Source organism: Roseateles asaccharophilus (assembly GCF_004362405.1).
GTDB classification, from domain to species: domain Bacteria; phylum Pseudomonadota; class Gammaproteobacteria; order Burkholderiales; family Burkholderiaceae_C; genus Kinneretia; species Kinneretia asaccharophila.
Genome location: NZ_SNXE01000001.1, coordinates 355,442 through 381,107 on the forward strand (window position 1 = coordinate 355,442; position 25,666 = coordinate 381,107).

Genomic DNA, 25,666 nt, shown 5'->3' on the forward strand with positions numbered 1-25,666 from the left:
CCAATGTCAGACCCCGCGCGCCCTGTCCTCAGCGAACTTCTTCTGGAAGCCCGCGAAGTCGCCCGCGTCGAGGGCCTCGCGCACTTCCTTCATCAGGTTCAGGTAGTAGTGAAGGTTGTGGATGCTGGTGAGCATGGGGCCCAGCATCTCGCCGCAGCGGTCCAGGTGGTGCAGATAGGCGCGGCTGAAGCCGCCGCTGACCGTGCCGTCGGCATTCGTCACGCCCTTGCAGGTGTAGCAGGTGCAGGTCTCGTCGACGGGGCGCTCGTCGGCCTTGTAGCGGCTGTTGCGCAGGCGCAGATCGCCGTAGCGGGTGAAGAGGTGGCCGTTGCGCGCATTGCGGGTGGGCATCACGCAGTCGAACATGTCCACGCCCTGGGCCACGCCTTCCACCAGGTCTTCCGGCGTGCCCACGCCCATCAGATAGCGCGGCTTGTGGGCCGGCAGCTGGTGGCCGATATGGGCCAGCACGCGCTGCATATCGGCCTTGGGCTCACCCACCGAGAGGCCGCCGATGGCATAGCCGGGCAGGTCCAGGGCGGCCAGGCCAGCCAGGGAGTGGTCGCGCAGGTTCTCGAACATGCCGCCTTGCACGATGCCGAACAGGGCGTTGGGGTTCTGCAGGCGAGCGAACTCGTCCTGGCAGCGCTTGGCCCAGCGCAGGCTCATCTCCATGGACTTGCGCGCCTCGATCTCGGTGGTGATGTGGCCCTTGGTCTCGTAGGGCGTGCACTCGTCGAACTGCATGACGATGTCGGAGTTCAGCACCGTCTGGATCTGCATGGAGATCTCGGGCGTCAGGAAGAGCTTGTCGCCGTTCACGGGGCTGGCGAACTTGACGCCCTCCTCGCTGATCTTGCGCATCTCGCCCAGGCTCCAGACCTGGAAGCCGCCGCTGTCGGTCAGGATGGGCTTGTTCCAGCGCTCGAACTGATGCAGGCCGCCGAACTGCTTCATGATGTCCAGGCCCGGTCGCATCCAGAGGTGGAAGGTATTGCCCAGGATGATCTGGGCGCCCATCTCTTCAAGCGAGCGCGGCATCACGCCCTTGACCGTGCCATAGGTGCCCACCGGCATGAAGATGGGGGTCTGAACCACGCCATGGTTGAGCGTGAGCACGCCGCGACGCGCGCGGCCTTCGGTCTTGAGCAGGTCGAACTTCAGCATGATGGCTGCGATTGTCGCAGCGTGCCGTACGGGCGCCAAACAAGGCCTTGGCCGGGCGGCTCAGGGCTATAGTCGACAAGAACCGCACGGTACGCGGATCCATGGCACGCCCTGGCTTCGCCCATCGCATCTCCGGCCCTCAGGAGCTCGGCCATGAAACGCAGCCCCCTGGACATCGACCGCGGCCGGCAGGCCTTGCGCCTGCTGGGGCTGACACTGGCCCTGCTGTGGCACGCCGGCCCAGCGCTGGCTCAGGCCTGCGGCCCTTACAAGGTCGGTCTCTACGAGTTCGGCACCTTGCTCTACCGGGACGAGAAGGAGCAGCTCACGGGCATCGACAAGGATGTGCTGGATGCCCTGGTCCGCCGCAGTGGCTGCGTGCTGGAGACAAGACTTGAATCGCGGGCCCGCATCTGGGACCAGCTGCAGCGCGGGCAACTGGACATGACGGTGTCAGGTATTGCCACGGCCGAGCGTTTGCAGTACGCCGACTTTCTGCCCTATCTGGTGGCGCGCAACCATGCCCTGATGCGTCGCGAGCAGGCCCAGGCCGCCGGCGCCAGCTTCAGCAGCTTTCTTGCCGATCCCACCCTGCGTGCCGTGGCCGTGCGAGGCTTCCGCTACGGCAGCCAGATCGATGGCTGGCTGAGCCAGCTGCGCGCCCAGGGCCGGGTGGACGAGGTCTCGGACTTCCCCGTCGCCCTGCGGGTGCTGGCGGCAGGTCGCGTCGCCCTGCTCTTTGCCCACCCCTTGGTGCTGGATCCCTGGTGGCACACGAACTGGGCAGCCAAGTTCGAGCTGCTGGACTGGGCCCCGCAGGACAGCGTGCAGGCCAGCCTGGTCCTGGTGCGGCAGCGCGTGCGCCCAGCCGACCGGGAATTGCTGGCCCGCCATCTGGAGGCCATGCTGCGCGACGGCGAAATGGACCGCATCCTGCGCAAGTATCTGAGCCCGGAGATGTGGCGGCGCTCGCGCCTGGGCGGACCGGGGGGGTGACAATCCCAGCCATGCCCCTGAACCTCGCCGCCCCCGCACACCATGAGCTGCTGATCAAGAAGAGCCGCTTCATCGCCTGTGTGGAGCCCTGCGCCGGTCGCGAGGCGGCCCTGGCGCGGGTCGCGGAACTGCGTGCGCAGCACGCCGGTGCCGCGCACGTGTGCTGGGCCCTGCTGGCCGGTGGCCAGAGCGCGGCCAACGACGATGGTGAGCCCGGTGGCACGGCGGGCCGACCCATGCTGGAGGTGCTGCGTCACCAGGACCTGGAGGGCGTGCTGGCCACGGTGGTGCGCTACTTTGGCGGGGTCAAGCTGGGGGCCGGCGGTCTGGTGCGCGCCTATACCGACGCCGTGGCCCAGGCCCTGCTGGGCGCCCAGAAGATTCCCCTGGTGCGGCGGGCCGAGCTGCGCTGCACCCTGCCCTATGCCCTGGAGGGCCTGCTGCGGCGCGAGATCGAGCTCACCGCAGGCGCGCAGCTGCTGGCCGTTCAGCATGGGGCCCTGGTCGAAGCGAGCCTGAGTCTGCCGCAGCCGGCCGTGGCGGCCTTTGTGGAGCGCCTGCAGGAAAGTGGGCAGGGGCGCATCGGCTGGCTGAGCCACTGAGGCCCCCGAAGCGCCTGGCGGGCGGTGGGATATCGTTGCGCCCCAGGATGGACTCTGCCGCCTCATCAACCATGCCCCAGCGCCCACCGGCCGCCCCCGCCCCCTGGGAGCGCCTGCTGCTGCCTCTGCTGCTGGCCTGGCTGCTCTTGCCGGGTGCCGCCGCCTGGGGCCAGGGCCAGACCCTGAGCCAGGAATTGCGTCGGGCCTGGTTCAGTCAGGCGGACGGCGGCAGCGAGCAGGCCCTGCCCCTGCCCGACACCTGGCGCCAGCGCGATCTGCCAGCACGCGGCCATGCCCACTACCGCCTGGAATTCGCGCTGACGCAGTTGCCGGCTCCGGGCCAGACCTGGGTGCTGCGCGCCGAGCGGCTGAGCCGCTTGCACCAGCTGCGGCTCAACGGTCATCTGGTCCACGAGACCCCCGACACGCCTGCCATGCGCGTGCACGCCTCGCCGGCCCAAACCTGGCTGGAGCTGCCCGCCGAGGCCCTGCAGCTCGGCAGCAACCGGCTGGACATCCAGCTCTACTACCACCGTCGCGCCGGCCTCTCCACGATCTGGGTGGGCCCGGCCAGCGAGCTGGAGGCCGGCTACCGCTGGATGCGCCTCAAGGAAGCCACCCTGCCCCAGTGGCTCAATATGCTGGCCGCCGGCTTCTCCCTGCTGCTGCTGCTGGTGTGGATGGACCGCCAGCACGAACGCGCGCTGGGCCTGTTTGCCCTGCTCTGCCTGCTGACCGCCGTGCGCAATGCGGTCTATGGCCTGAGCCTTCCTCCCGCCCTGGTCCAGGCTTTCGACCTGTTCTTCTATGCGGCCCAGGTGCTGAGCCTGCTGCTGCTGGCCGGTTTCGCCATGGCCTGGACCGAGCACTGGCGCCCGCGCCTGATGCGCGGACTCGTCGGTGGCGCTGTGCTGCTGCTGCTGGCCGGCGCCCTGGCCTCCTGGCAGCACAAGCTGGAGATCTGGCGCACCTGGAGCTACCCCCTGCTGATGCTGGTGGGCTTGGGCTCCCTGGCCCTGATCCTGCGCCGCGCTTTTCAGCTGGGCGGCTGGCGACGGCTGGGCCTGGCCCTGGCCTTGCTGCTCCTGGTGTGCGGCGGCATCTTCGACTACCTGGTCGGCCAGGGTTTCATGGATGTCACCCACCGCTATGTGCTGCCCTGGCTGCAGCCCGTGGCCATGATCGCCTTCGCCAGCCTGCTGGCCGAGCGCCTGGTCCAGGCCCTGCGGCGCAGCGAACGGCACCAGGCGGAGCTGGAGCAGCTGGTGGCCGCACGCACGGCCGAGCTGCAGGCGGCCGATCTGGCCAAGACCCGGCTGCTGCGTGCGGCCAGCCATGATCTGCGCCAGCCCGTGACGGCTCTGGGCCTGCAGCTCGGCATGGCCAAGCTGCGCGCCCAGGACCCGGCTCAGCGGCAGATGCTGGACCGTGCCACGCAGGGCCTGCAAAGCCTGGAGGAGATGCTCAAGGGACTGCTGGACTACTCGCGCGTGGAGCGGGACGATGCGCCGGTGCAGCAGCAGACCCTGCCCATGCAGGGTCTGTTCGAGGCCATTGCCCTGCATGCCGAGCCGCTGGCCCGCGCGCGCGGCCTGGAGCTGCGGATACGCCCCTGCCGGCTCTGGGTGCGCTCGGATCCGCTGCTGCTGGAGCAGGTGCTGCGCAATCTGGTCAGCAATGCCATCAAGCACAGCACCGGCCGGCGGGTGCTGCTGAGTCTGCGTCCCCGCGGGCATCAGGCCTGGCTGGAGGTGCGGGACGGTGGCCCCGGCATCGCCCCGGCCGATCAGCAACGCATCTTCGAGCCCTTTGTACAGCTGGATCGGGCGGACACCAGCCATGAGCAGGGTAGCGGACTGGGCCTGGCCATCGTGCGACACGCCTTGCGCCGCCTGGGCCACCGCCTGGAGTTGCACTCCCGGCTGGGCCGCGGCAGCTGCTTCCGCTTGATCCTGCCGCTCTGCCCCACACCGAGCTCATGGCCCTGGATGTCCAGCGAGAGCCCCGAGGCAGCCCCCCCCGTCAGCCTGGCGGGCCAGCGCATCGATCTGGTCGAAGACGACGGCCCCCTGCGCGAGGCCTTGCAGCTGCAGCTCCAGCACTGGGGGATGGAGGTGCGCGCCTTTGCCGATGCCGAAAGCCTGCTGAAGCAGCTGGACCAGCCCGCGCTCCCACCGCCACACTGGGTGCTGGCCGACCGGGGGCTGCCGGGGCTCCATGGCGATGTCCTGCTGGAACGGCTCGGTCAGCGATGGCCCAGCATGCGCCTGGCCTTGATGAGTGCCGACATCGCGCCGGACGAAGCCGCTGCCGAGCAGCGCTGGCCGCTGCTGCGCAAACCCTTCAGTCCGCAAGCGCTGCAAGACCTCCTGGCTCGGCCGCCGCGGGCCTGAGACCCGGCGCCGCGCCGTCCAGCTGCAGCTTGAGGCCCAGGCTCATGGCCGCCACCATGGCCTCGGCCCGGCGATTGACGCCCAGCTTGCGGAAGATGGCGGCCAGATGCGTCTTCACGGTGGACTCGGACATCTGCAGGGCCCGGCAGATGCCCTTGTTGCTCATGCCCATGAGCAGCAGCTGCAGCACCTCCTGCTGGCGCCCGGAGAACTGCGGCGCCTCAAGTGCCGCATCGGCCCCCAAGCCCAGGCCGGCCGGCAGCTGTATGCAGCCCTGCAGGGCCGCCCCCAGCTGTTCCAGCAGGCGCTCGAAATTGGCGGTCTTGGGGATGAATCCCACGGCCCCCGCCTCCAGACAGGCCAGCACGGTCTCGCGCCGCTCATCGGCCGAGACCACCAGCACCGGCACCGCGTCAAGCTGCTCGCGCAGCCGCGTCAGGGCCTCGATGCCCTGCACATCGGGCAGGCCCAGGTCCAGCAGGACCAGCTGGGGCGCGGCTTGCACCTGCACCGCCTCCAGCAGCTGACTCAGGGTCGCGAACTGCAGACAGACCAGGCCCGGACTGGCGCGGTCCAGCATGGCGGCCAGTCCTTCCCGGAGCAGGGCGTGGTCATCGACAAGGGCTATTCGCATCTACAGGCGTATCCGTGGGGGAACCATCGGCCATTTGGCCGATGGCAGGCGTCGGAGCGTCTTTTTAGCATGGCCCGACGATGGCTCCCAAACCGTCAGCGCGCCGGCCCCGGCTGGCCCGATCCCGACATCCAGCGAGGACACCGATGAAACAACACCAGCTCGGTCTGGCGCTGAGCGCCGCCTTCTTCCTCAGCGCCTGCGGCGGTGGCGGCGGCGATGAGGCCAGTCAGCCCGTGGTGCCGCCCAGCACCACCGTCACCAGCACCCCTTTCGATGTGAGCGGCATTGCGGCCAAGGGCCTGCTGGCCAACGCCATCGTGCGGGCCCACCCAGTCAAGGACGATGGTCAGCCCGATCTGAGCATCGTGCTCAAGGAGACCGTCACCGATCAGGACGGTCGCTACACCCTGAGCATCCCCACCCAGCCGGGTCGCCTCTACGTGGTCCGCATCAGCGCCAAGGATGACGGCAGCACCACGCAGAAGGACGAAATCACCGGCCAGGCCCAGGCCCTGCCGGCCGGCTTTGCCCTGCGCGCCGTGATCCAGGCCGAGTCCAGCGTCACCAAGACCGACCTCAACATCACGCCTTTCACCGAGATGGCCACGGCGGCCGCGATCAAGGCCAGCGGCGGCCTGACCAAGGCGAACAAGGACCAGGCCCAGTCGAATCTGGTGCAGATGCTTGGCTTTGACCCCAGCAAGGTCAAACCCACCGACATCAGCGCGGCCAGCACCGATGAAGAGAAGAAGCTGGCTATCATGCTGACCTCGGTGGCCCAGCTGGCACGCGAGGGCGCCCTGGGCTGTGCCGACAAGACCCAATCCGGGGACAAGATCAAGTGCGTGGTGGAAAAGCTGGCCGAGGCCAGCAAGCCCGACTCCACCAAGCCGGGCAGCGTGGGCGGCATCGATGTGGCCGCCAAGCTGGTCGAGGCCGTCAACAAGGTCGTCACCACGCCCGAGCTCAACAAGGGCAAGGTAGACGACAGTCTGGTCAATGTGGCCCTGGGCAATCTCAAGGGCGATGGCACACCGGCGCCGGTGAGCAGCGCCACCGATGTGGCAGCCGCCAAGAAACTGTTCGACGAGCTGCGCACCTCGGCCTCGTCCCTGCTGCGACCCGATGCCGGCGCGACCTTGAGCGCGCTGGACAAGGAGGCCGAGCGCTTTGGCGCCGCCCTGGATGAGGTGCAGGACCCGCTGAACATGGCCGTGAAGACCAGCTCGGCCCTGCTGTCGGGCATTCAGGGCATGATCGACTACAGCCTGGGCAAGGGCTCGGTCTCGGGCAACGGCTTCTTGGGTGATGTGCCCGGCGGCCCCAGCTATCTGCCGGCCGTGAGTTGCGCCGTCTACCAGGACGCGGACCGGCAGGTCCTGGCCACGGCCCCGGCCAACGGCAAGTTCCTGTTCTGCGCCGTGCGCTATGGCCTGACCACCTTCAATGATCCGGCGCAAGGCGGCAAGCTGGTGCTGGCCCATGTCCGGCAGCGTTTCTTCATCACCCCAGGCGCCACGTCCACCGAGTACAGCTACACGGCGCGCTCCCAGGTCTTTGTCTGCAAGGACGCCAGCACCGTCTGCGGCAGCAGCAGCGCCTTCTCGGTGACCAGCGCCCAAACCGCACCGGCCACGGACTTCAGCGGCAGCATCAAGCTCGCGCTGGAGCAGGACAAGATCAAGTCCTTCGAAATTAGCGGCGATCTGCCCGCCATGTTCAAGGACCAGGTGACGGTGCCCAAATCGGCCGCCGATACCCTGTACAACCCCAGCGGCAAGAGCAGCCTCACGCTCAAGGGCAGCCGCAACCTGATCTTGGCGGCCACGGCCAAGAAGGGTGATCTGGAGACCGTCAGCCTGGAGGGCAAGGTCACCGTGTTCAAGGACGGTGGCAGCACCGTGGACAGCGAGATCAGCCTGCTCACCGGCAGCCAGCTCGTCAACCGCGTGGTGGCAGACGGTTCCGTGGCCCGGGAGCCCGCGGCCTTCGAGATCAATCTGGTCGCCGGCACCCCCAAGGCCCAGATGGATGGCAAGCTGCGCATTGGCGGGATCAGCGGCAGCATGAGCAAGCCCACCGACGTGCAGCTCAACGGCAATCTGCGCAACAAGAACGCGGACGGCTCCCTGGGCCTGAGCTTCTTCAGCGGTGCGGTGTCGGCCAAGCTCAGCGGCTACGAGCTCTTTGACGAGGCCAAGCCCAAGTCCGCCACCAACAACTACAAGGGCACGCTGACGCTGGAAGGCGCGCTCACCGCCGAGCAACGGCCGCAGCTCAAGCTCAATCTGAGCCTGAGCAGCTCAGCCTGGACCGGCGCCAACGACGCCAAGCTGGACGGCCAGTACAAGGTGCTGAACAAGGACAAGGTAGAGACCCTGGTCATCGCCCTGACAGCCTCGCAAAACGCCACGACGGGCAAGGCCGGCTTCAAGCTCAGCGAAGCCACCTCGGGTCTGAACTTCCTGACCGATGGTGAGCAGAGCCTGATCGACCTGAAGAAGGGCGAGGTCAAGATCGGCGTGATCGATGTGCGCAACGGCCGCATCACCTTCACCAATGGCGAGTTCTGGTCGCTGCAGTAAGCCTTCAAGTCGGTCCGCGACTTTTTGCAAAGGGGGCTGCGGCCCCCTCTTTTTGTTCGGCCCCCTGATGGGCAGGATCGCCAGACCCCTGCTGCCAGCCATGTCATCACCCTCCCCCCTGCTGCCCCTGGGCAGCGCCCTGCTGCTGACCCTGTGCGCCGCGACTGCCGGCCATGCTCAGAGCCTCGAGTTCAGCGTGCAGACCCAGCGCCACAGCGATGCCACCCGGCTGAACGAGATGGCGCACAAGAGCGCACCGCCGCTGCGCCCGCGCGCCGGTCGCAATCTGAGCTACGAAGACAATGAGCTGCGACTGGCCTACCGCCAGGGGAGCTGGACCCTGAGCGCCCTGGGTCGGCAGAGCGCGGCCATCGTCGCCAATCAGGACGGCCTGGAGTTCGCCCGGCACCTGATCGACAAGCAGTTGCCGGCCGGCGACCGCCGCTTCGATCTGGACCTGGACTACCGCGGCTTTGCCGGCGGTGGTCTGGCCCTGGCACGACAGTTCCTGTTCGGCGATGCCAAGAGCGCGCGCGACGGCTGGAGCGCCCATCTGGAGGTGCAGGCCCTGAGCCTCAAGCGCCTGCGCCACACCGAGCTGCTGGGCAGCGCCAGCTTCAACGCCGCCCGCCGCGCCTATGCCTTTGAGCTGCAGGGCCGGCGCGCGCAGGACGGCATGGACTTTCCCTTCCAGCAGGACTACGCGGGCACCGGCTGGGGCCTGCTGGGCCAGGCCGGGCTGCAATGGTGTGGCGCCAGGGCCTGCGCGGCCCTGGCCTGGCAGGACCTGGGCCGCCTGGTCTGGAAAGGTCTGCCCCAGGAGGCTCTGACCCTGAACAGCGAAACCAATAGTTATGACGCCGATGGCTATCTGGTCTACAAGCCCATGCTCAGCGGCCGCTACAGCCAGCCGCGCTACAGCAGCTCGGCCCGCCAGCGCCTGCGGCTGCGCGGCCATTACGAGAGCGACTGGGGCCGCAGCAGCCTGCAGCTGACCCATCTGCAGGGTTTTGGCTGGCTGCCCGAGCTGGGCCTGGGCTGGAATCTGGCGCCCGGCGGCATGAGCGAGCGCCTGGGCCTGCAGGGCTGGGGCCTGCGCTGGGCCAGCCATGAGCGCCGCCTGAGCCTGGACCTGCAGGGCCGGCGCTGGCGGCTGAGCTGGGGCAGCGACCGCCTGAGCGGGAGCGAGGCCCACTCCCGCCAGCTCAGCCTGGCCTGGATCCAGCCCCTTTGAACAAGCCGCAGCTCGCCCGCGCGCAGGGGCTGCACCGCCCGCCGGCTCAAGCCCCGGCGGGCGGCTGGATAGAATCGAGGGCTTACCCGGCTGTCCATCGAAGGTGACCGACTTGTCCGCAACCATCCTCCAAAAGATTCCCGCTGGCGAACGCGTCGGCATCGCCTTCTCCGGCGGCCTGGACACCAGTGCCGCCGTGCACTGGATGCGCGCCAAGGGCGCCGTCCCCTGCGCCTACACTGCCAACCTGGGCCAGCCCGACGAGAGCGACTACGAGGAGATCCCGCGCAAGGCCAAGGCCTACGGCGCCGAGATCGCCCGCCTGATCGACTGCCGCGCCCAGCTGGTGGCCGAAGGCATTGCCGCCATCCAGTGCGGCGCCTTCCACATCAAGAGCGGTGGCGCCACCTACTTCAACACCACCCCGCTGGGCCGCGCCGTGACCGGCACCGCCCTGGTGGTGGCCATGCGCGACGACGGCGTCAATATCTGGGGCGATGGCTCGACCTACAAGGGCAATGACATCGAGCGCTTCTACCGCTACGGCCTGCTGGCCAATCCGGCGCTGAAGATCTACAAGCCCTGGCTGGACCAGAGCTTCATTGACGAGCTGGGCGGCCGCAAGGAAATGAGCGAGTACCTCATTGCCAACGGCTTCGACTACAAGATGTCGGTCGAGAAGGCCTACAGCACCGACTCGAACATGCTGGGTGCCACCCACGAGGCCAAGGACCTGGAGTTCCTCAACGCCGGCATGAACATCGTCAAGCCCATCATGGGCGTGGCCTTCTGGCGTGAGGACGTGGTCGTCAAGCCCGAGACCGTGAGCGTGCGCTTCGAGGAAGGCGTGCCCGTGGCCCTGAACGGCCGCAGCTTCGCCAACGCGGTGGAGCTGTTCGCCGAGGCCAATGCCATCGGCGGCCGCCACGGCCTGGGCATGTGTGATCAGATCGAGAACCGCATCATCGAGGCCAAGAGCCGCGGCATCTACGAAGCCCCGGGCATGGCCCTGCTGCACATCGCCTATGAGCGCCTGGTGACCGGCATCCACAACGAGGACACCATCGAGCAGTACCGCATGAACGGCATGAAGCTAGGCCGCCTGCTCTACCAGGGCCGCTGGTTCGACCCGCAATGCCTGATGCTGCGCGAAACCGCCCAGCGCTGGGTGGCCCGCGCCATCACCGGCGAGGTGACCCTGGAGCTGCGCCGCGGCAATGACTACAGCATCATGGACACCGTCAGCCCCAACCTGACCTATGCGCCCGAGCGCCTGTCCATGGAGAAGGTGGAAGACGCCGCCTTCACCCCGGCCGACCGCATCGGCCAGCTGACCATGCGCAATCTGGACATCAGCGACACCCGCCAGAAGCTGGGCATCTACACCCAGACCGGTCTGCTGGGCCACCAGAGCGAAGGCAGCGTGCAGCTGCTGACGGGCGAGGGCGACAGCAGCAAGGGCTGAGCCTGAGGGACTACCGTCCGGACTCAATCTGCAGCGGCCGCCTTCGGGCGGCTTTTCGCTTTCCGGCCATCATCAGCGGCATCGATGCGGCGCAAGTCCCGGAAATCGCTTAGCGTCGGGCTGCAAAGACCGGGGCGGCCGACTGAGTTCCCGGCCGCCCGAGTCAGCCCCTTTTTCAGCATGATCCCTGCATGAACAAGAAGCAGCCGACCACCGCACTGGCCGAACTAGCCAATCTCGGCCCCAAGTCCGCGCAATGGCTGCAGGCCGTGGGCATCGAGGACGCGGCACAGCTGCGCGCCATGGGCGCCGTGGCGGCCTTTGTGCGGGTGAGGCGCAGCGGCGTGGCGGCCAGCCTCAATCTGCTCTGGGCGCTTGAGGGCGCGATCTGTGGGCAGCCCTGGCAAGTGGTGGCGCGCAGCGAGCGCACGCGCCTGTTGATGGCCCTGGAAGACTACGAGCACCACACGGGGCGCGACGGCGCTCACAGCGAATGAGCCCCGCAAGCATGAGCTACACCCTGCTGCTGGCCGATAGCGAGCTGGCCGGCATCGAGCCTGTGCCCCAGGGCCTGCGGCTGCGTCTGGCGGCGGCTCATGCGCTGCGCGCGGCAGGCCCCCACGAGGCGCGGGCCACGCCCGGCTATTTCGCCGGTGGCGTGGTGGTGCTGCTGCTGGAGGGCGCCCGGCTGCCGCCGGACTGCGAGGCGGGCGCCTTGCTGGGCCGGGTGCAGGAAGCGCGGCTGCGCTGCGGCCCGGATCAGGCCTGGCGCCAGGCCCGTCTGCCCCTGCCCGGTCGCATCCCAGGCAAGGGCCAGGGCGAGGCGATTGGCCTGGAGCTGCAGCTGCACGGAGCGCCCTTGCTGCTGCTGCAGGGCTGGGCCCTGCAATGCAGCGTGGCGCTCACGGACCTGGACGCGGCCTTCCGCGAGTCCCTGGCCTGCTAGCGTGCGCAGGCTACGGGGCGCCGGGGTTCAGCCCGTGCGCCGCTCCAGCAGCATGGCATCGCCATAGCTGAAGAAACGGTAGCCCTGGGCGATGGCGTGGCGGTAGAGCGCCATGATGGGCTCATAGCCCGCAAAGGCGCTCACCAGCATCATCAGCGTGCTCTTGGGCAGGTGGAAGTTGGTGACCAGGCGATCCACCACCCGGAACTGGAAGCCGGGGGTGATGAAGATATCGGTCTCGCGGGCGCCGGCCTGCAGGCTGCCGCCCAGGGCGGCGGATTCGAGCGCACGCAGCGTGGTCGTGCCCACGGCCACGACCTGGCCACCGCGGGCCTTGCAGGCGGCGATGGCGTCCACGGTGGCGGGGCTCACCTCGAACCACTCGCTGTGCATCTTGTGCTCGCTGAGCTTGTCCACCCGCACCGGCTGAAAGGTGCCCGCACCCACATGCAGGGTCACATGGGCCGTGGCGACGCCGCGGGCCGCCAGGGCGGCCAGCACGCCCTCGTCAAAGTGCAGGGCCGCGGTAGGTGCGGCCACCGCGCCGGGTTCCTTGGCGAACACGGTCTGGTAACGCCGCACATCGTCCTCAGAGTCGGCATGCTCGATATAGGGCGGCAGGGGCACATGACCATGGCGCTCCAGCAGCTCGAAGGCATCGCCCGAGAGGCGCAGATGGAAGAGCCCGTTGTCGGGCCCGCAGCGGCCCAGCACCTCGGCCTCGAAGGCGCCATCGGCAAAGCTGACCCGGGCGCCCGGCTTGGGGCTCTTGCTGGCGCGCATATGGGCCCAGACCTCGTCGGACTGGCCGCCTGCGGCCGCGGGCAGCACACGCTCCACCAGGGCCTCCACGGCGCCGCCGCTGGCTTTCTGGCCGTAGAGCCGGGCCTTGATGACCTTGGTGTTGTTGAAGACCAGCAGGTCCCCGGGGTTCAGCAGCTGGGGCAGCTCGCGAAAGATGCGGTCCACCGGTGGGCTGCTGCGGCCGTCCAGCAGGCGCGAGGCGCTGCGCTCGGCGGCCGGGGTCTGGGCAATCAGCTCGGGGGGGAGTTCAAAGTCGAAGTCGGCGACGCTGTAGTCGCGCTGCAGGGCTGCAGCAGAGGAGAGGGCGGTATCGGACATGGTGGTGTTGAGGGCCGGACGGACCCGTTCCAAACAGGCCTGCATTGTCCCATGGGGCCGCACACAGCTTGATGCGCATCAACGCCCGCCGGGGCCTGCGGTGACAGCATGGGAAGCAATCAGCCAGGAGTTCACCCCCATGAGCACCCTTCTCACCGCCGGGCAAAAGGCCCAGCTCCAAAGCACGCTGTTGCTGCAGCGACGCGAGCTGGAGCGTGAATTCAGTCTGCAGCTGGGCGAGGACGCCAACCGCGTCGAGCATGCGAGCGCCGCCCTGGCCAGCCAGGAGGACGAGCCCGCCCACCGCGCCGACCGCGATGTGGATCTGGCCCGCAGCGACCTCACCCTGCAGAGCCTGCGCGCCATCGATGCGGCGCTGGATCGCCTGGAGCAGCCGGACTACGGCTTCTGCCAGGACTGCGGCCAGCCCATCGCCTTCGACCGCCTGCGCCTGAATCCCCAGTCCCTGTGCTGCACCGGCTGCCAGAGCGAGCGCGAGCAGCAGGGCGCCGGCCAGGCCCAGCGCCACACGCTCTGAAGCCGCGGCAGCGCCGGCCCACCATTTCTTTCATTCACCCCACCAACGGAGTCACCATGAGTCTTTTTCACGCCGTGGTCTGGCTGGACCATCACAGCGCCCAGATCCTTCAGTTCGATGCCGAGCATGTGCAGGCCGAGAAGGTCAAGGCCAGCAGCCGCCATAGCAAGCAGCATGGCAGCGCCGTGCGCACCGAGCATGAGTTCTACGCCGAGGTGTGCGAGGCCCTGCAGGGCATCAGCGAAATCCTGATCACCGGTTCCAAGACCGCACAGGCGGACTTCAAGCACTATCTGGAAAAGCACCGCCCGGCCCAGGTGAGCAGCGTGGTGGGCTATGAGACCGTGGACCACCCCAGCGACAAGCAGCTGGTGGCCCTGGCCCGCCAGTTCTTCCTCAAGCACGACCGCATGGCGGGTGTGCCCACCCCGATGTGATGGGCGGGCGGCTCGGCCGCCCTGGCCTGCCTGAGCTTAGTAGCGCCGCGGCGCCTGCAGCATTTCCAGGTCGTACTGGCTGCGCAGGCGCCGCTGCGCATAGTCCAGCTCGCGCAGCATCGCGCGCAGGCGCTTGCGCTCCTCGTCGGTCTTGGCGTTCGCCAGCTCACGCTCCAGGCGCTGGCCCTCGCGATAGTTGCGGTCCAGCTGCTGTGTCAGCTCGTGGATGCGTCGGCCCGCCTCATACAAGCGTTGGAATCGATCGCCATCGGGGCGCTCATCGCAGGCGCCGCGATCAAACTCTCCCCGCAGGCCCACGCGCCAGCCGTTCTCGGGCACGCAGTACTGGGCGATGCCCTGCTCCCAGCCCTGGCGCCAGCGTTCGGCATCGGGCTGCACCCCCACCTTGCCGCAGGCCTTGGCATGCTCGTCTACCCGGTCCGCGGGCATGCCGCTGCGCCCGTCGCGCAGCCCGTAGCGCTGCCAATCCGCCTTCAGGCACTCGCTTTCGCTGAGGCTGGCGCAGCCCGCAAGACCCAGGGCGGCCAGCGCCAGCATGAGCCCGGAACCGTGGCACCGGAGCTGGTGCAGTGAGACAGGAAAGCTGATCATGGGCAGGGTCGGATGGCGGCCGGCGCCGCAGGCTGAACAGAGCCGGCATTGTCCAATGCCGCGCGTGGCCCGCATCTTGGCAGAATGCCGCCCATGCCTGAGGTTTCATCCAGTCCCGTCGCGCCCATCAAGGCCAGCAAGTCCGCGCCGCAAAAGGCCATGGAAAAGCTGGGCCTGAAGCGCGACATCGATCTGGCCCTGCACCTGCCCCTGCGCTACGAGGACGAGACCCGGCTGACGCCTATCGGTCAGGCACGCGAGGGCGAGACGGTGCAGTGCGAAGGCGTGGTGATCGAGAGCCGCGTCGAGCTGCGCGGCCGGCGCCAGCTGATCGTGAAGATGGAGGGCGAGGACGGCGCGCAGCTGCTGCTGCGCTTTCTTCACTTCTACCCCTCGCACCAGAAGAGCATGGCCGAGGGCCAGCGCCTGCGCGTGCGTGGCGAGCTGCGCGGCGGCTTCTTCGGGCGCGAGATGGTGCACCCCGCTTTCCGCGCCGTGAATGAGGACACGCCGCTGGCGCAAAGCCTGACCCCCGTCTACCCGGCCGGCGCCAACCTGCCCCAGGCCTATCTGCGCAAGGCCGTGGCCGCGGGCCTGCGGCGCGCCGACCTGGCCGAGGTGCTGCCGCCCGGCAGCGTGCCGCGCCAGCTGCCCACGCTGCGCGAGGCCCTGGACTTTCTGCACCACCCGCCGCCGCGGGTCAGCCTGGCCACGCTGGAGGACCACAGCCACCCGGCCTGGCAGCGCCTGAAGTTCGAGGAGCTGCTGGCCCAGCAGCTCAGCCAGATGCGGGCCCAGCGCGAGCGTGCCCAGCTGCGCGCACCCGCCCTGCGCGCCGGTCCCGGCGGCCTGCATAAGCAGCTGCTGGCCGCCCTGCCCTTTGCCCTGACCGCTGCCCAGCAGCGCGTGGCCGAGGAGATTGCACAAGACCTGGCACGCCCACGCCCCAGCCTGCCGCCGCGGGACGGCGGCAGTCCTTCGCCAGGCGTCGAAGTCTCCTCAGGAGACTTCTCGGCCCTGGCTCAGCCCATGCACCGCCTGCTGCAGGGCGATGTGGGCTCGGGCAAGACCGTGGTGGCGGCCCTGGCCGCCGCGGTGGCCATGGACGCGGGCTGGCAATGCGCCCTGATGGCGCCCACCGAGATCCTGGCCGAGCAGCATTTCCGCAAGCTGATTGGCTGGCTGGAGCCCCTGGGCATCAAGGTGGCCTGGCTGACCGGCTCGGTCAAGGGCCGGGCGCGCCAGAAGATGCTGGACGCGGTGGCGGACGGCAGCGCCGGCCTGGTGGTGGGCACGCATGCGGTGATCGAGGACAAGGTGCAGTTCAAGCAGCTGGGCCTGGCCATCGTCGATGAACAACACCGCTTCGGCGTGGCGCAGCGTCTGGCCCTGCGCAAGAAGCTGGAGGTCCAGGCCTCACGTGGCCGCGGCCAGAGCATGGAGCCGCATATGCTGATGATGAGCGCCACGCCGATTCCGCGAACCCTGGCGATGACCTATTTCGCCGATCTGGCCGTCTCCACCATCGATGAACTGCCGCCGGGCCGCAGCCCCATCGTCACCAAGGTGTTCGCCGACACCAAGCGACTGGAGGTGATCGCCAAGATCGCTGACGCCGTGGAGAACGGGCAGCAGGTCTACTGGGTCTGTCCGCTGATCGAGGAATCTGAGACGCTGGACCTCAAGAACGCCACCGAGACCCATGCCGAGCTCAGCGCCGCCCTGGCCGGCCATGGCGTGGGCCTGTTGCACGGCCGCATGCCACCGGCCGAGAAGGCCGCGGTGATGGCGGAGTTCAGCGCCAACCGATTGAGCGTGCTGGTGGCGACCACGGTGATCGAGGTCGGCGTGGACGTGCCCAATGCCAGCCTCATGGTGATCGAGCATGCCGAGCGCTTCGGTCTTTCGCAGCTGCACCAGCTGCGCGGCCGCGTGGGCCGCGGCGCGGTGGCGAGTGTCTGCGTCCTGCTCTACACCGGCCCCCTGTCCATCACCGGCAAGGACCGCCTGCGCGCCATGGCCGAGACCACCGACGGCTTCGAGATCGCGCGCCGGGACCTGGACATACGCGGCCCCGGCGAGTTCATGGGCGCACGCCAGAGCGGCGCCGAGCTGCTGCGATTCGCCGATCTGCAGGAAGACGCGCCGCTGCTGAAGGCTGCGCGCGCACTGGCACCGCGGCTGCTGGACGAGCATGCCGAGGCCGCCCTGCGTCATGTGGAGCGCTGGCTAGGCGGCAAGGCGGAGTTCCTCAAGGCCTGAGGGCGCCGCCACGGGAGCTGCGCGCCCTGCGCCCGACTGACCCGAGCGGCGTGGCTACACTGCGCACTTTCGCGGCGCCGATGGGCCCGCATCTGAAAATTTTTCCTGAGTATCCGCAGACCATGAATTCCGCCGCTTCCCGCCGTCGCCTTCTCCTCACACTTGGCAGCGCCGCTTTGCTGGGCCTGAGCGCCTGCGGGGGTGGCGGTGGTGGTGGCAATGGCGAGCTCGGCGTCAGCTGGGCCGAAGTCTCGGGCTCCAACACCGTCACGGCGCTCAAGACCACGGACACCCTGGCCGGCACGGGCGCCGAAGCCAGCAATGGCAAGCGACTCACCGTGCACTACACCGGCTGGCTCTACGACCAGCGCGTGGCAGGCACCCAGAAGGGCGCGCAGTTCGACAGCTCCGTCGGCAAGACGCCGTTTGGCTTCACGCTGGGCGCCGGCCAGGTCATCAAGGGCTGGGACCAGGGCTTCAGCGGCATGAAGGTGGGCGGCAAGCGCACCCTGCTGATCCCGGCCTCGCTGGGCTATGGTGCCCAGGGCGCCGGCGCTGCCATCCCGGCCAACGCCGCCCTCATCTTCGAGGTCGAGCTGGTCTCGGTGCAGTAAACCGGCGGTCTGCAAACCTGGAGCTCAGAACTCCAGGTTGTCAATCAAGCGGGTGTTGCCCAGGCGGGCCGCCGCCAGGGCCACCAGGGGCTCGCCCTCGGTCGGCGCGCCCAGGTCCAGACGGCGGCGCAGCACCAAGTAATCCGGCGCCCAGCCCACGGCGCGCAGGGCCGCCTCGGCCTCGCCCTCGATGGCGGCCAGATCGCGCTCGCCGGCCTGCCAGCGCGCGATCATGGTCTTGAGCGTGGCGGACAGGCGCAGCGCCTCGGCCAGCTCGGCCTCGCTGAGATAGCCGTTGCGCGAGGACAGGGCCAGGCCGCCCGCATTGCGCGTGGTCTCGCCCGCCAGGATCTCGATGGGCAGGGCCATCTGGGCCACCATGCGGCGTATCACCATCAGCTGCTGGTAGTCCTTCTTGCCGAACACGGCCCAGCGCGGCTGCACGATATTGAAGAGCTTGTGCACCACGGTGCACACGCCGGTGAAGAAGCCGGGGCGGAAATGGCCTTCCAGGATGTCGGCCAGCGCCGTTGGGGGCTGCACCTTGTAGCCCTGGGGCTCGGGATAGAGCTCCTGCTCGGCCGGGGCGAACACATAGTCGCAGCCCGCGCCCTGGAGCAGCTCGGCGTCGCGCGCCAGGGTGCGCGGATAGCGGTCGAAATCCTCGTGCGGCGCGAACTGCAGACGGTTAACAAAGATGCTGGCCACGACCGGCCCCGTGCCGGCGGCCGCGCGGGCCTGGCGCACCAGGCTCAGATGGCCCTCATGCAGATTGCCCATGGTGGGCACGAAGGCGCTGGACTGGTCGGCCAGGGCGGCGCGCAGCTCGGCGATGGTGTGAATGACTTGCATGGGTGGCAGCGGATCAGTAGCTGTGCAGGGCGTTGTCCGGGAAGGTCTGGGCCTTGACCTCGGCCACATAGCGGCGCACCGCATCCTGCACGGAGGACGCCCCCTGCATGAAGTTCTTGACGAAGCGGGGGCGGCGGCCCGGGGTCACGTCCAGCATGTCGTGCAGCACCAGGACCTGGCCCGAGGTGCCCACGCCGGCGCCGATGCCGATCACCGGAATGCCCAGGCTCTGCGTCAGCTCGGCCGCCAGGGGCGCCGGCACCATCTCCAGCACCAGCATCTGGGCACCAGCCTCGACCAGCTCGCGGGCCTCGCGGCGCAGCTTGTCGGCAGCCGCCTCGTCGCGGCCCTGGACCTTGTAGCCGCCCAGCATGGTGACGGTCTGCGGCGTCAGGCCCAGATGGGCGCAGACCGGGATGCCGCGCTCCACCAGAAAGCGCACCACCGGCGCGGTCCAGCCGCCGCCCTCCAGCTTGACCATCTGGGCACCGGCCTTGACCAGGGCGGCGGCGCTCTTCCAGGCCTCCTCGGTGCTGGCCTGGTAGCTGTCGAAGGGCAGATCGCCCACCACCCAGGCGCTGCGGCGGCCACGGGCCACGCAACGGGTGTGATAGACCATGTCCTGCAGGCCCACGGGCACGGTGCTGGCCTCGCCCTGCAGCACCATGCCCAGGGAGTCGCCCACCAGCAGCACGTCCACGCCCGCCTCGTCCAGCACTGAGGCAAAGGCCGCGTCGTAGCAGGTCAGCATGGCGATCTTCTCGCCGGTGGCGTGCATTTCCTGCAGGCGCTGCAGGCTCAGGGCTTTGCGTTCGGTACTCATCATGGATGGGCGGTCGGGAGGTTGCGGACGCCGGGCCGAAGCGCGGCGTGCGAATAGCGGAACGCCGCAAACCGCGGCGGGGCGCAGTGTAGCGGGGCCTGGCAAACCCTGACTTTGGGGCCGACAATCCCCCTTCTAGCCTCGATAGGACAAATCGATGACCCTGACCGAACTCCGCTACATCGTGGCCGTGGCCCGCGAGCGCCATTTCGGCCGCGCGGCCGAGGCCTGCTTCGTCTCCCAGCCCACGCTCAGCGTGGCGATCAAGAAGCTGGAGGAGGAGCTGGAGGTGAAGATCTTCGAGCGCGGCGGCAGCGAGGTGAGCATCACGCCCCTGGGTGAAGACATCGTGCGTCAGGCCCAGTCGGTGATCGAGCAGGCCAATGCCATCAAGGAAATCGCCAAGCGCGGCAAGGACCCGCTGGCCGGTCCGCTGCGCCTGGGCATCATCTACACCATCGGCCCCTATCTGCTGCCCGAGCTGGTGAGGCACAGCATCGAGCACTACCCCCAGATGCCCCTGATCCTGCAGGAGCACTTCACCGTCAAGCTGCTGGAGATGCTGCGCACCGGGGAGCTGGACTGCGCCATCATGGCCGAGCCCTTCCCGGACACCGGCCTGGCCATCGCCCCGCTGTATGACGAGCCCTTTGTGGTGGCCGCGCCCGCCGGCCATCCCTTTGCGCAGCGCGAGCAGATCAGCGCGGCCGAGCTCAAGAGCGAGACCATGCTGCTGCTAGGCACCGGCCACTGCTTCCGCGACCATGTGCTGGAGGTCTGCCCCGAGTTCGCGCGCTTCTCCAGCGACGCCGAGGGCATACGCAAGAGCTTCGAGGGCAGCTCGCTGGAGACCATCAAGCATATGGTGGCCTCGGGCATGGGCGTGACCGTGGTGCCGGCGCTCTCGGTGCCCAAGGAGCCGCAGGCCCATCTGCGCTTCGTGCCCTTCGAGCCCCCGGTGCCCAGCCGTCGCGTGGTGCTGGCCTGGCGGCGCAGCTTCACACGCTACGAGGCGATTGCGGCGCTGCGCAATGCCATCTACGCCTGCAGCCTGCCCGATATCACCCGCCTGAGCTGAAGGGCCTATTTCGCCGCGGCGCCGGCCCCGCTATGCTGAGCCCATGAGCCGACACGAGGTCAGGGAGACTTTGCCGGAGCATGGGCTGCAGCGCCGAACCTGCCTGCTGCTGCCCCTGCTGTGCGCCCCCATGGCCCTGGGCGCCCAGCCGCGCGAGTTGCGCATGGCCTTTGGCGAGCACATCCCGCCCTTCTGTTTTCCGCGGACCGCCTCGGGCATCGAGGTCGATGTCTTCCGCGAGGCGCTGGCCCATCGCGGCATCCAGCTCAAACCCCTGTTCTACCCCTTCGCGCGGGTGCCGCGGGCCTTCCGCGAGGGCCTGGTGGATGCCACCATGACCGATCTGGGTGAGGACCTGGGCAGCGCCGGCGGGCATTACGGCGACACCGCGGTCATGTACGACAACGTGCTCATCAGCCTGCAGGCCCGAGCCCTGCGCATACGCCAGCCCTCGGACCTGGACGGGCTGAGCGTGATCGCCTTCCAGGGCGCCCACAAGCGCTTCCCCGACTGGCTGGGCCCGCTGCAGCGCAGCGGGCGGCTGACCGAGGTCAACGACCAGGCCCAGCAGGTCCGCACCCTGATGCGGGGGCGCTACGACCTGGTGCTGGCCGACCGCAGCATCTTCCGCTACTTCAGCCAGCAGATCGCTCGTCAGGGGGAGACCCTGCTGCCGGTGGACGAACATGTCTTCACCAGCCCCAACCCGCGCGACTACCGGCCGGTATTCCGCTCGCCCCAGCTCCGGGACGAGTTCAACGAGGGCCTGCGCTGGCTGCGCAGCAGCGGCCGCCTGCGTGCCATCTACGAGCGCTATCTGGGCGAAGGCCAGACCACCGTGGGCAAGTAGGGCCTGGCTATGGTTTAGATTGAACTATTCAAATAGATCAATCAATAGATGTTTTCTAAAGTCTTGCCACACCGGTCCCCCGACCGGCCCCGTGTCTCACGCTGCTGATGCCGGCAGCCCCACCCAAGGAGAATGACCGTGACAAGCCAAGCCAAGTGCCCCTTCCACCACGCTGCCGGCGGTGGCACCACCAACAAGGACTGGTGGCCCCAGCAGCTGCGGGTGGATCTGCTGAACCAGCACTCCGAGAAGTCCAATCCCCTGGGTGAGCGCTTCAACTACGCCGAGGCTTTCAAGAAGCTGGACTATCACGCGCTCAAGGCCGATCTGGTCAAGCTCATGACCGACAGCCAGGACTGGTGGCCGGCCGACTTCGGCCATTACGGTCCGCAGATGGTGCGCATGGCCTGGCACAGCGCCGGCACCTACCGCACCCTGGACGGACGCGGCGGCGGCGGGCGCGGGCAGCAGCGCTTCGCGCCGCTCAACAGCTGGCCCGACAACGTCAATATCGACAAGAGCCGCCGCCTGCTGTGGCCCATCAAACAGAAGTACGGCCAGAGCATCTCCTGGGCCGATCTCTTCATCCTGGCCGGCAATGTGGCGCTGGAGAGCATGGGTTTTCGCACCTTCGGCTTCGCCGGCGGCCGCGAGGACGTGTGGGAACCCGACCAAGACGTGAACTGGGGCGCCGAAACCAAGTGGCTGGCCGATGACAAGCGCTTCCACGGTCAGCGCGAGCTGGACCACAACCTGGCCGCCACCCATATGGGCCTGATCTATGTGAACCCCGAGGGCCCCAATGCCAGCGGCGACTATCTGGCCGCCGCGCATGACATCCGCGCCACCTTCTACCGCATGGCCATGGATGACGAGGAAATCGTCGCCCTGATCGCCGGTGGCCACACCTTCGGCAAGGCCCATGGCGCCGCCCCCGAATCGCACAAGGGCCCCGAGCCCGAAGGCGCCCGCATCGAGGAGCAAGGCCTGGGCTGGACCAGCAGCTTCGGCCAGGGCCATGGCAAGGACACGGTCTCCAGCGGTCTGGAGCTCACCTGGACCAAGACCCCGGCCCTGTGGAGCAACAACTTCTTCGAGAACCTCTTCAAGTACGAGTGGGAGCTGGAGCACAGCCCCGCCGGCGCCAAGCAATGGGTGGCCAAGGATGCGCCCGAGATCATTCCCGACGCGCACATCCCGGGCAAGTTCCACAAGCCCAAGATGCTGACCACCGACCTCACCCTGCGCTTCGACCCCGAGTTCGGCAAGATCTCCAAGCGCTTCTACGAGAACCCGCAAGCCTTTGCCGAGGCCTTTGCCCGCGCCTGGTTCAAGCTGACCCACCGCGATATGGGCCCCAAGTCCCGCTATCTGGGCCCCGAGGTGCCGGCCGAAGACCTGATCTGGCAAGACCCCCTGCCGGCGCCCAGCCATCAACCCAGCGCCGCGGACATTGCCGACCTGAAGGCGCGCATCGCGGCCTCGGGCCTGTCGGTGAGCGATCTGGTCTCGGTGGCCTGGGCCTCGGCCTCCAGCTTCCGCGGTGGTGACAAGCGCGGCGGGGCCAACGGCGCCCGCCTGGCCCTGGCGCCGCAGAAGGACTGGGCCGTCAACCAGCGCGCGGTGCAGCTGCTGCCCACCCTGGTGGATATCCAGAAGGCCTCGGGCAAGGCCTCGCTGGCCGATGTGATCGTGCTGGCCGGCGTGGTCGGTGTGGAGCAGGCTGCCCGGGCGGCTGGCGTGGCCGTGGACGTGCCCTTCAACCCCGGCCGCGTCGATGCCCGCCAGGACCAGACCGATGTGGCGTCCTTCGCGGTGCTGGAACCCGTGGCCGACGGCTTTCGCAACTACCGCAAGGCGCCAGTCGGTGCGCCCACCGAGGCCCTGCTGATCGACCGGGCCCAACAGCTCACCCTGAGCGCGCCGGAGCTGACTGCCCTGGTCGGTGGCCTGCGCGTGCTGGGCGCCAACTTCGATGGCAGCGCCCATGGCGTGTTCACCGACCGTGTGGGCGTGCTCAGCAATGACTTCTTCGTCAAGCTGCTGGACATGGGCACGGTCTGGACCGCGACCGACGCGAGCGCCGAGCTCTTCGAGGGTCGTGACCGCAAGAGCGGCGCCGTCAAGCACACCGCCACCCGCGCGGATCTGGTGTTCGGCTCCAACTCGGTGCTGCGCGCCTATGCCGAGGTCTACGCCAGCGCCGATGGCCAGGCCAAGCTGGTGCGGGACTTCGTGGCCGCCTGGACCAAGGTCATGAACCTCGACCGCTTCGACCTGGCCTGATCGGAGCCCGGGAGCGACCCGGCCCCCACGCCGGGCCGCTCCCGCCAGACAAGGAGAACATCATGCGCCCCAAGACCTGCCGCCGACTGCTGGGCCTGGCCCTGGTGCTGGCCGGCGCCAGCCTCAATGCGGACTATCTGATCAGCTGGATGCGTCACAGCCAGGTCTGAGCCGGGTGGCCCGGGCTCAGCGGAAGTGAAAGGCTTCCTGGTGGAAGTCGCTGGCGGCCAGCCCCGCCGCCGTCAGGCCCTGGCGCAAGGCATCGCCAAAAGCTGCCGGCCCGCAGAACCACACACTGGCCTCGCGCCACTGCGGCACGCTGTCCATGAGGCGCTGCGCGCTGAGCTGGCCCTGGGTGGCCGCCTCGATCACATGCAGGCTCACACCCGCGGCCGCCGCCAGCTCGCGCAGCCCCTGGGTGATGTCGGGATCGCCCTGGCGCGTGCAATAGAACAGGTCCACCGCGTGCGCGCTCTGCGGAGCGCCCTCGGCACCCTGGGCCTGTGAACGCTCCTGCGCCAGCTCCTGCAGCCGCGCCACAAAAGGCGTCATGCCGATGCCGCCGCCCACCCAGATCTGGCGCGGCCGGCCATCGGCAAACACAAAGCGGCCATACGGTCCCTCCACCCAGGCCCGGTCGCCCGGCCGCACCAGCTGGGGCAGACGCCGGGTGTAGTCACCCAAGGCCTTGATGGCGAAGATCAGCTCGCCATCCCCCTTCCAGCTGGAGGCAATGGTGAAGGGATGGGCACCCTCACGGCTGTCCAGGGTCAGCAGGCCGAACTGCCCGCTCTCGTGGCCGGGCCAGCCCGGCGCCAGCTTGAGCCGCAACTCCAGCACCTGCAGCGGCTGCTGCCTGACCTCGATCAGCCGCCCTTCGTGGCGACGGCCACGGCCCACACGCCCTGCCAATGAAATCAGGGCCGCCACGCTGCCCAGCAGCATCAGGCCCAGCAAGAGGCCCGCGCCCCACAGGCCCATGCCCTGCCAATAGCCCCGGGGCAGGAACACCAGGCTGTGATAGACCATGGCCAGATAGGCCAGCGGCATCAGGCGATGCGCCAGGGCAAACCAGCGGTAGGGCAGGCGCCGCCACAGAGCCAGCAGCACCAGCACCGCGACCAGGTACAGGGCCCATTCGCCCAGTTCCTTGGCCGAGCCGTGCAGGGGCCGCAACCACTCCAGGGCACCGGCCGGCGCGTCCTGCGGCTTGAGCATCAGGCCGGCGCGACGCAGGGCCTTGACCAGCTCTCGCAGCAGGTAATGTCCCGCGGCGAGGCCCAAGCCCCACAGGGCCAGCTGCTTGTGCAGCTGATAGGCGCGATCCAGCCCCCCAAGACGGCGCTCCAGGCGCGGCCAGCGCATGGCCAGCACCATGGACAGGGACATCAGGCCCACGGCCATATAGCCGCTCAGGTACAGGCCATCCAGATACAACGTCCAGCGCTGCAGCGCCGCCGAGCCCTGATCGGGCCAGGCCGGCAGACCCAGCAGGCCCGCCAGCAGCAGGATCAGGATCGCCAAGCTCGTTGCCGTCTTCATTCCGCTCCCCATCGTGTTGCCAGGGCAAGCCCTGGCACGATCTTGCCAGAGCGCCTGCCAAGCCCCTCGACGGCCTATAGTCGCAGCTGAGCATCCGACTCACTATGAGGTACGTCATGAGCAAGAAGAAGGCTGCCGCGACCCCGGGTCCGGCCATCAATATCGGCATCAGCGACAAGGACCGCGGCGCCATTGCGCTTGGCCTGTCCAAGCTGCTGGCCGACACCTACACCCTCTACCTCACCACCCACAACTTCCACTGGAACGTGACCGGCCCCATGTTCAACTCGCTGCACGCGATGTTCATGGCCCAGTACACCGAGCTCTGGAACGCGGTGGACCCCATCGCCGAGCGCATCCGCTCCCTGGGCCATGCCGCGCCGGGCTCCTACGCCCAGTTCGCCAAGCTTAGCTCCCTGCCGGACGCCCCGACCGAGCCGCCCAAGGCTCTGGAGATGGTGCGCATCCTGATGGAGGGCCATGAGGGCGCGGCCCGCACCGCGCGCAGCCTCTTCCCCCTGGTGGACAAGGCCAGCGACGAGCCCAGCGCCGATCTGCTCACCCAGCGCCTGACGGTGCATGAGCAGACCGCCTGGATGCTGCGCAGCCTGCTGGAAGACTGAGC

The 25,666-nt window shown here is 68.6% G+C and carries 23 protein-coding genes; 16 read left to right on the forward strand and 7 right to left on the reverse strand.

What is annotated here, in order from left to right; translation table 11 throughout:
• Positions 1-6: 6 nt before the first annotated feature.
• On the reverse strand, positions 7-1,167 hold the full coding sequence (gene tgt / locus DFR39_RS01605; RefSeq protein WP_133601781.1) for a tRNA guanosine(34) transglycosylase Tgt: 1,161 nt from the start codon (positions 1,165-1,167) through the stop codon (positions 7-9).
• A gap of 153 nt (positions 1,168-1,320) precedes the next feature.
• On the opposite strand from tgt, the gene DFR39_RS01610 reads away from it, so the two are divergent.
• From DFR39_RS01610 to DFR39_RS01620, 3 genes are all read left to right on the forward strand, one after another.
• Positions 1,321-2,163, forward strand: coding sequence for a substrate-binding periplasmic protein (locus DFR39_RS01610; protein ID WP_133601782.1), 843 nt, complete (start codon positions 1,321-1,323; stop codon positions 2,161-2,163).
• Between the two features lie 11 nt (positions 2,164-2,174).
• Positions 2,175-2,765, forward strand: a complete 591-nt coding sequence (locus DFR39_RS01615; protein WP_133601783.1) for an IMPACT family protein — start codon at positions 2,175-2,177, stop codon at positions 2,763-2,765.
• Between the two features lie 71 nt (positions 2,766-2,836).
• Positions 2,837-5,158 (forward strand): sensor histidine kinase, encoded by a 2,322-nt coding sequence (locus DFR39_RS01620; protein ID WP_162849371.1) that lies wholly within the window; start codon positions 2,837-2,839, stop codon positions 5,156-5,158.
• On the opposite strand, the gene DFR39_RS01625 is transcribed toward DFR39_RS01620, so the two are convergent.
• On the reverse strand, positions 5,109-5,792 hold the full coding sequence (locus DFR39_RS01625) for a response regulator transcription factor (RefSeq protein WP_133601785.1): 684 nt from the start codon (positions 5,790-5,792) through the stop codon (positions 5,109-5,111). The two genes, DFR39_RS01620 and DFR39_RS01625, sit on opposite strands and share 50 nt — an antisense overlap.
• 146 nt (positions 5,793-5,938) lie before the next feature.
• Between DFR39_RS01625 and DFR39_RS01630 the strand changes: the two genes are divergently transcribed.
• From DFR39_RS01630 to DFR39_RS01650, 5 genes are all read left to right on the forward strand, one after another.
• Positions 5,939-8,380 (forward strand): hypothetical protein, encoded by a 2,442-nt coding sequence (locus DFR39_RS01630; RefSeq protein WP_133601786.1) that lies wholly within the window; start codon positions 5,939-5,941, stop codon positions 8,378-8,380.
• Positions 8,381-8,480: 100 nt separating this feature from the next.
• Positions 8,481-9,614: a hypothetical protein gene (locus tag DFR39_RS01635; RefSeq protein WP_133601787.1), complete on the forward strand. Its 1,134-nt coding sequence runs from the start codon at positions 8,481-8,483 to the stop codon at positions 9,612-9,614.
• 112 nt (positions 9,615-9,726) lie between these two features.
• Positions 9,727-11,079: an argininosuccinate synthase gene (argG, locus tag DFR39_RS01640; protein WP_133601788.1), complete on the forward strand. Its 1,353-nt coding sequence runs from the start codon at positions 9,727-9,729 to the stop codon at positions 11,077-11,079.
• A 191-nt stretch (positions 11,080-11,270) separates the two neighbouring features.
• Positions 11,271-11,576, forward strand: a complete 306-nt coding sequence (locus DFR39_RS01645) for a TfoX/Sxy family protein (protein WP_133601789.1) — start codon at positions 11,271-11,273, stop codon at positions 11,574-11,576.
• 11 nt (positions 11,577-11,587) lie between these two features.
• Complete coding sequence (locus DFR39_RS01650) at positions 11,588-12,025, forward strand: hypothetical protein (protein ID WP_133601790.1); 438 nt, start codon at positions 11,588-11,590, stop codon at positions 12,023-12,025.
• A 27-nt stretch (positions 12,026-12,052) separates the two neighbouring features.
• On the opposite strand, the gene queA is transcribed toward DFR39_RS01650, so the two are convergent.
• Positions 12,053-13,147 (reverse strand): tRNA preQ1(34) S-adenosylmethionine ribosyltransferase-isomerase QueA, encoded by a 1,095-nt coding sequence (gene queA, locus DFR39_RS01655; protein ID WP_133601791.1) that lies wholly within the window; start codon positions 13,145-13,147, stop codon positions 12,053-12,055.
• Positions 13,148-13,286: 139 nt separating this feature from the next.
• Here queA and DFR39_RS01660 point away from each other — a divergent pair, with 139 nt between their 5' ends.
• Positions 13,287-13,685, forward strand: coding sequence for a TraR/DksA family transcriptional regulator (locus tag DFR39_RS01660; RefSeq protein WP_133601792.1), 399 nt, complete (start codon positions 13,287-13,289; stop codon positions 13,683-13,685).
• A 56-nt stretch (positions 13,686-13,741) separates the two neighbouring features.
• A complete protein-coding gene (locus tag DFR39_RS01665) occupies positions 13,742-14,122 on the forward strand; it encodes a hypothetical protein (RefSeq protein ID WP_133601793.1) in 381 nt (126 codons plus the stop codon).
• A gap of 36 nt (positions 14,123-14,158) precedes the next feature.
• On the opposite strand, the gene DFR39_RS01670 is transcribed toward DFR39_RS01665, so the two are convergent.
• Complete coding sequence (locus tag DFR39_RS01670; protein WP_162849372.1) at positions 14,159-14,680, reverse strand: DUF2799 domain-containing protein; 522 nt, start codon at positions 14,678-14,680, stop codon at positions 14,159-14,161.
• A 147-nt stretch (positions 14,681-14,827) separates the two neighbouring features.
• Here DFR39_RS01670 and DFR39_RS01675 point away from each other — a divergent pair, with 147 nt between their 5' ends.
• Together DFR39_RS01675 and DFR39_RS01680 are read left to right on the forward strand one after the other, a co-directional pair.
• On the forward strand, positions 14,828-16,996 hold the full coding sequence (locus tag DFR39_RS01675) for an ATP-dependent DNA helicase RecG (protein ID WP_133601795.1): 2,169 nt from the start codon (positions 14,828-14,830) through the stop codon (positions 16,994-16,996).
• Between the two features lie 179 nt (positions 16,997-17,175).
• Positions 17,176-17,610 carry an FKBP-type peptidyl-prolyl cis-trans isomerase gene (locus DFR39_RS01680; protein ID WP_246030680.1) on the forward strand — a complete coding sequence of 145 codons (435 nt, stop codon included), beginning with the start codon at positions 17,176-17,178 and terminating at the stop codon, positions 17,608-17,610.
• Between the two features lie 24 nt (positions 17,611-17,634).
• On the opposite strand, the gene panC is transcribed toward DFR39_RS01680, so the two are convergent.
• Both panC and panB read right to left on the reverse strand, forming a co-directional pair.
• Entirely contained in the window at positions 17,635-18,462 is an 828-nt protein-coding gene (gene panC / locus DFR39_RS01685) for a pantoate--beta-alanine ligase (RefSeq protein WP_133601797.1), read from the reverse strand.
• Between the two features lie 13 nt (positions 18,463-18,475).
• Positions 18,476-19,288 (reverse strand): 3-methyl-2-oxobutanoate hydroxymethyltransferase, encoded by an 813-nt coding sequence (gene panB / locus DFR39_RS01690; protein ID WP_133601798.1) that lies wholly within the window; start codon positions 19,286-19,288, stop codon positions 18,476-18,478.
• 154 nt (positions 19,289-19,442) lie between these two features.
• Here panB and DFR39_RS01695 point away from each other — a divergent pair, with 154 nt between their 5' ends.
• From DFR39_RS01695 to katG, 3 genes are all read left to right on the forward strand, one after another.
• A complete protein-coding gene (locus DFR39_RS01695; protein WP_133601799.1) occupies positions 19,443-20,363 on the forward strand; it encodes a LysR substrate-binding domain-containing protein in 921 nt (306 codons plus the stop codon).
• Between the two features lie 43 nt (positions 20,364-20,406).
• Positions 20,407-21,213, forward strand: a complete 807-nt coding sequence (locus DFR39_RS01700; RefSeq protein WP_246030641.1) for a substrate-binding periplasmic protein — start codon at positions 20,407-20,409, stop codon at positions 21,211-21,213.
• Positions 21,214-21,351: 138 nt separating this feature from the next.
• The gene (gene katG, locus DFR39_RS01705; RefSeq protein ID WP_133601800.1) at positions 21,352-23,499 is read left to right on the forward strand and encodes a catalase/peroxidase HPI; all 2,148 of its coding nucleotides are present in this window, start codon (positions 21,352-21,354) and stop codon (positions 23,497-23,499) included.
• Positions 23,500-23,685: 186 nt separating this feature from the next.
• Here the strand turns inward: katG and DFR39_RS01710 are convergent, their stop codons facing one another.
• Positions 23,686-25,023, reverse strand: a complete 1,338-nt coding sequence (locus DFR39_RS01710) for a ferredoxin reductase family protein (protein ID WP_211343766.1) — start codon at positions 25,021-25,023, stop codon at positions 23,686-23,688.
• A gap of 134 nt (positions 25,024-25,157) precedes the next feature.
• On the opposite strand from DFR39_RS01710, the gene DFR39_RS01715 reads away from it, so the two are divergent.
• The gene (locus tag DFR39_RS01715; RefSeq protein ID WP_133601802.1) at positions 25,158-25,664 is read left to right on the forward strand and encodes a Dps family protein; all 507 of its coding nucleotides are present in this window, start codon (positions 25,158-25,160) and stop codon (positions 25,662-25,664) included.
• Positions 25,665-25,666: the final 2 nt, after the last annotated feature.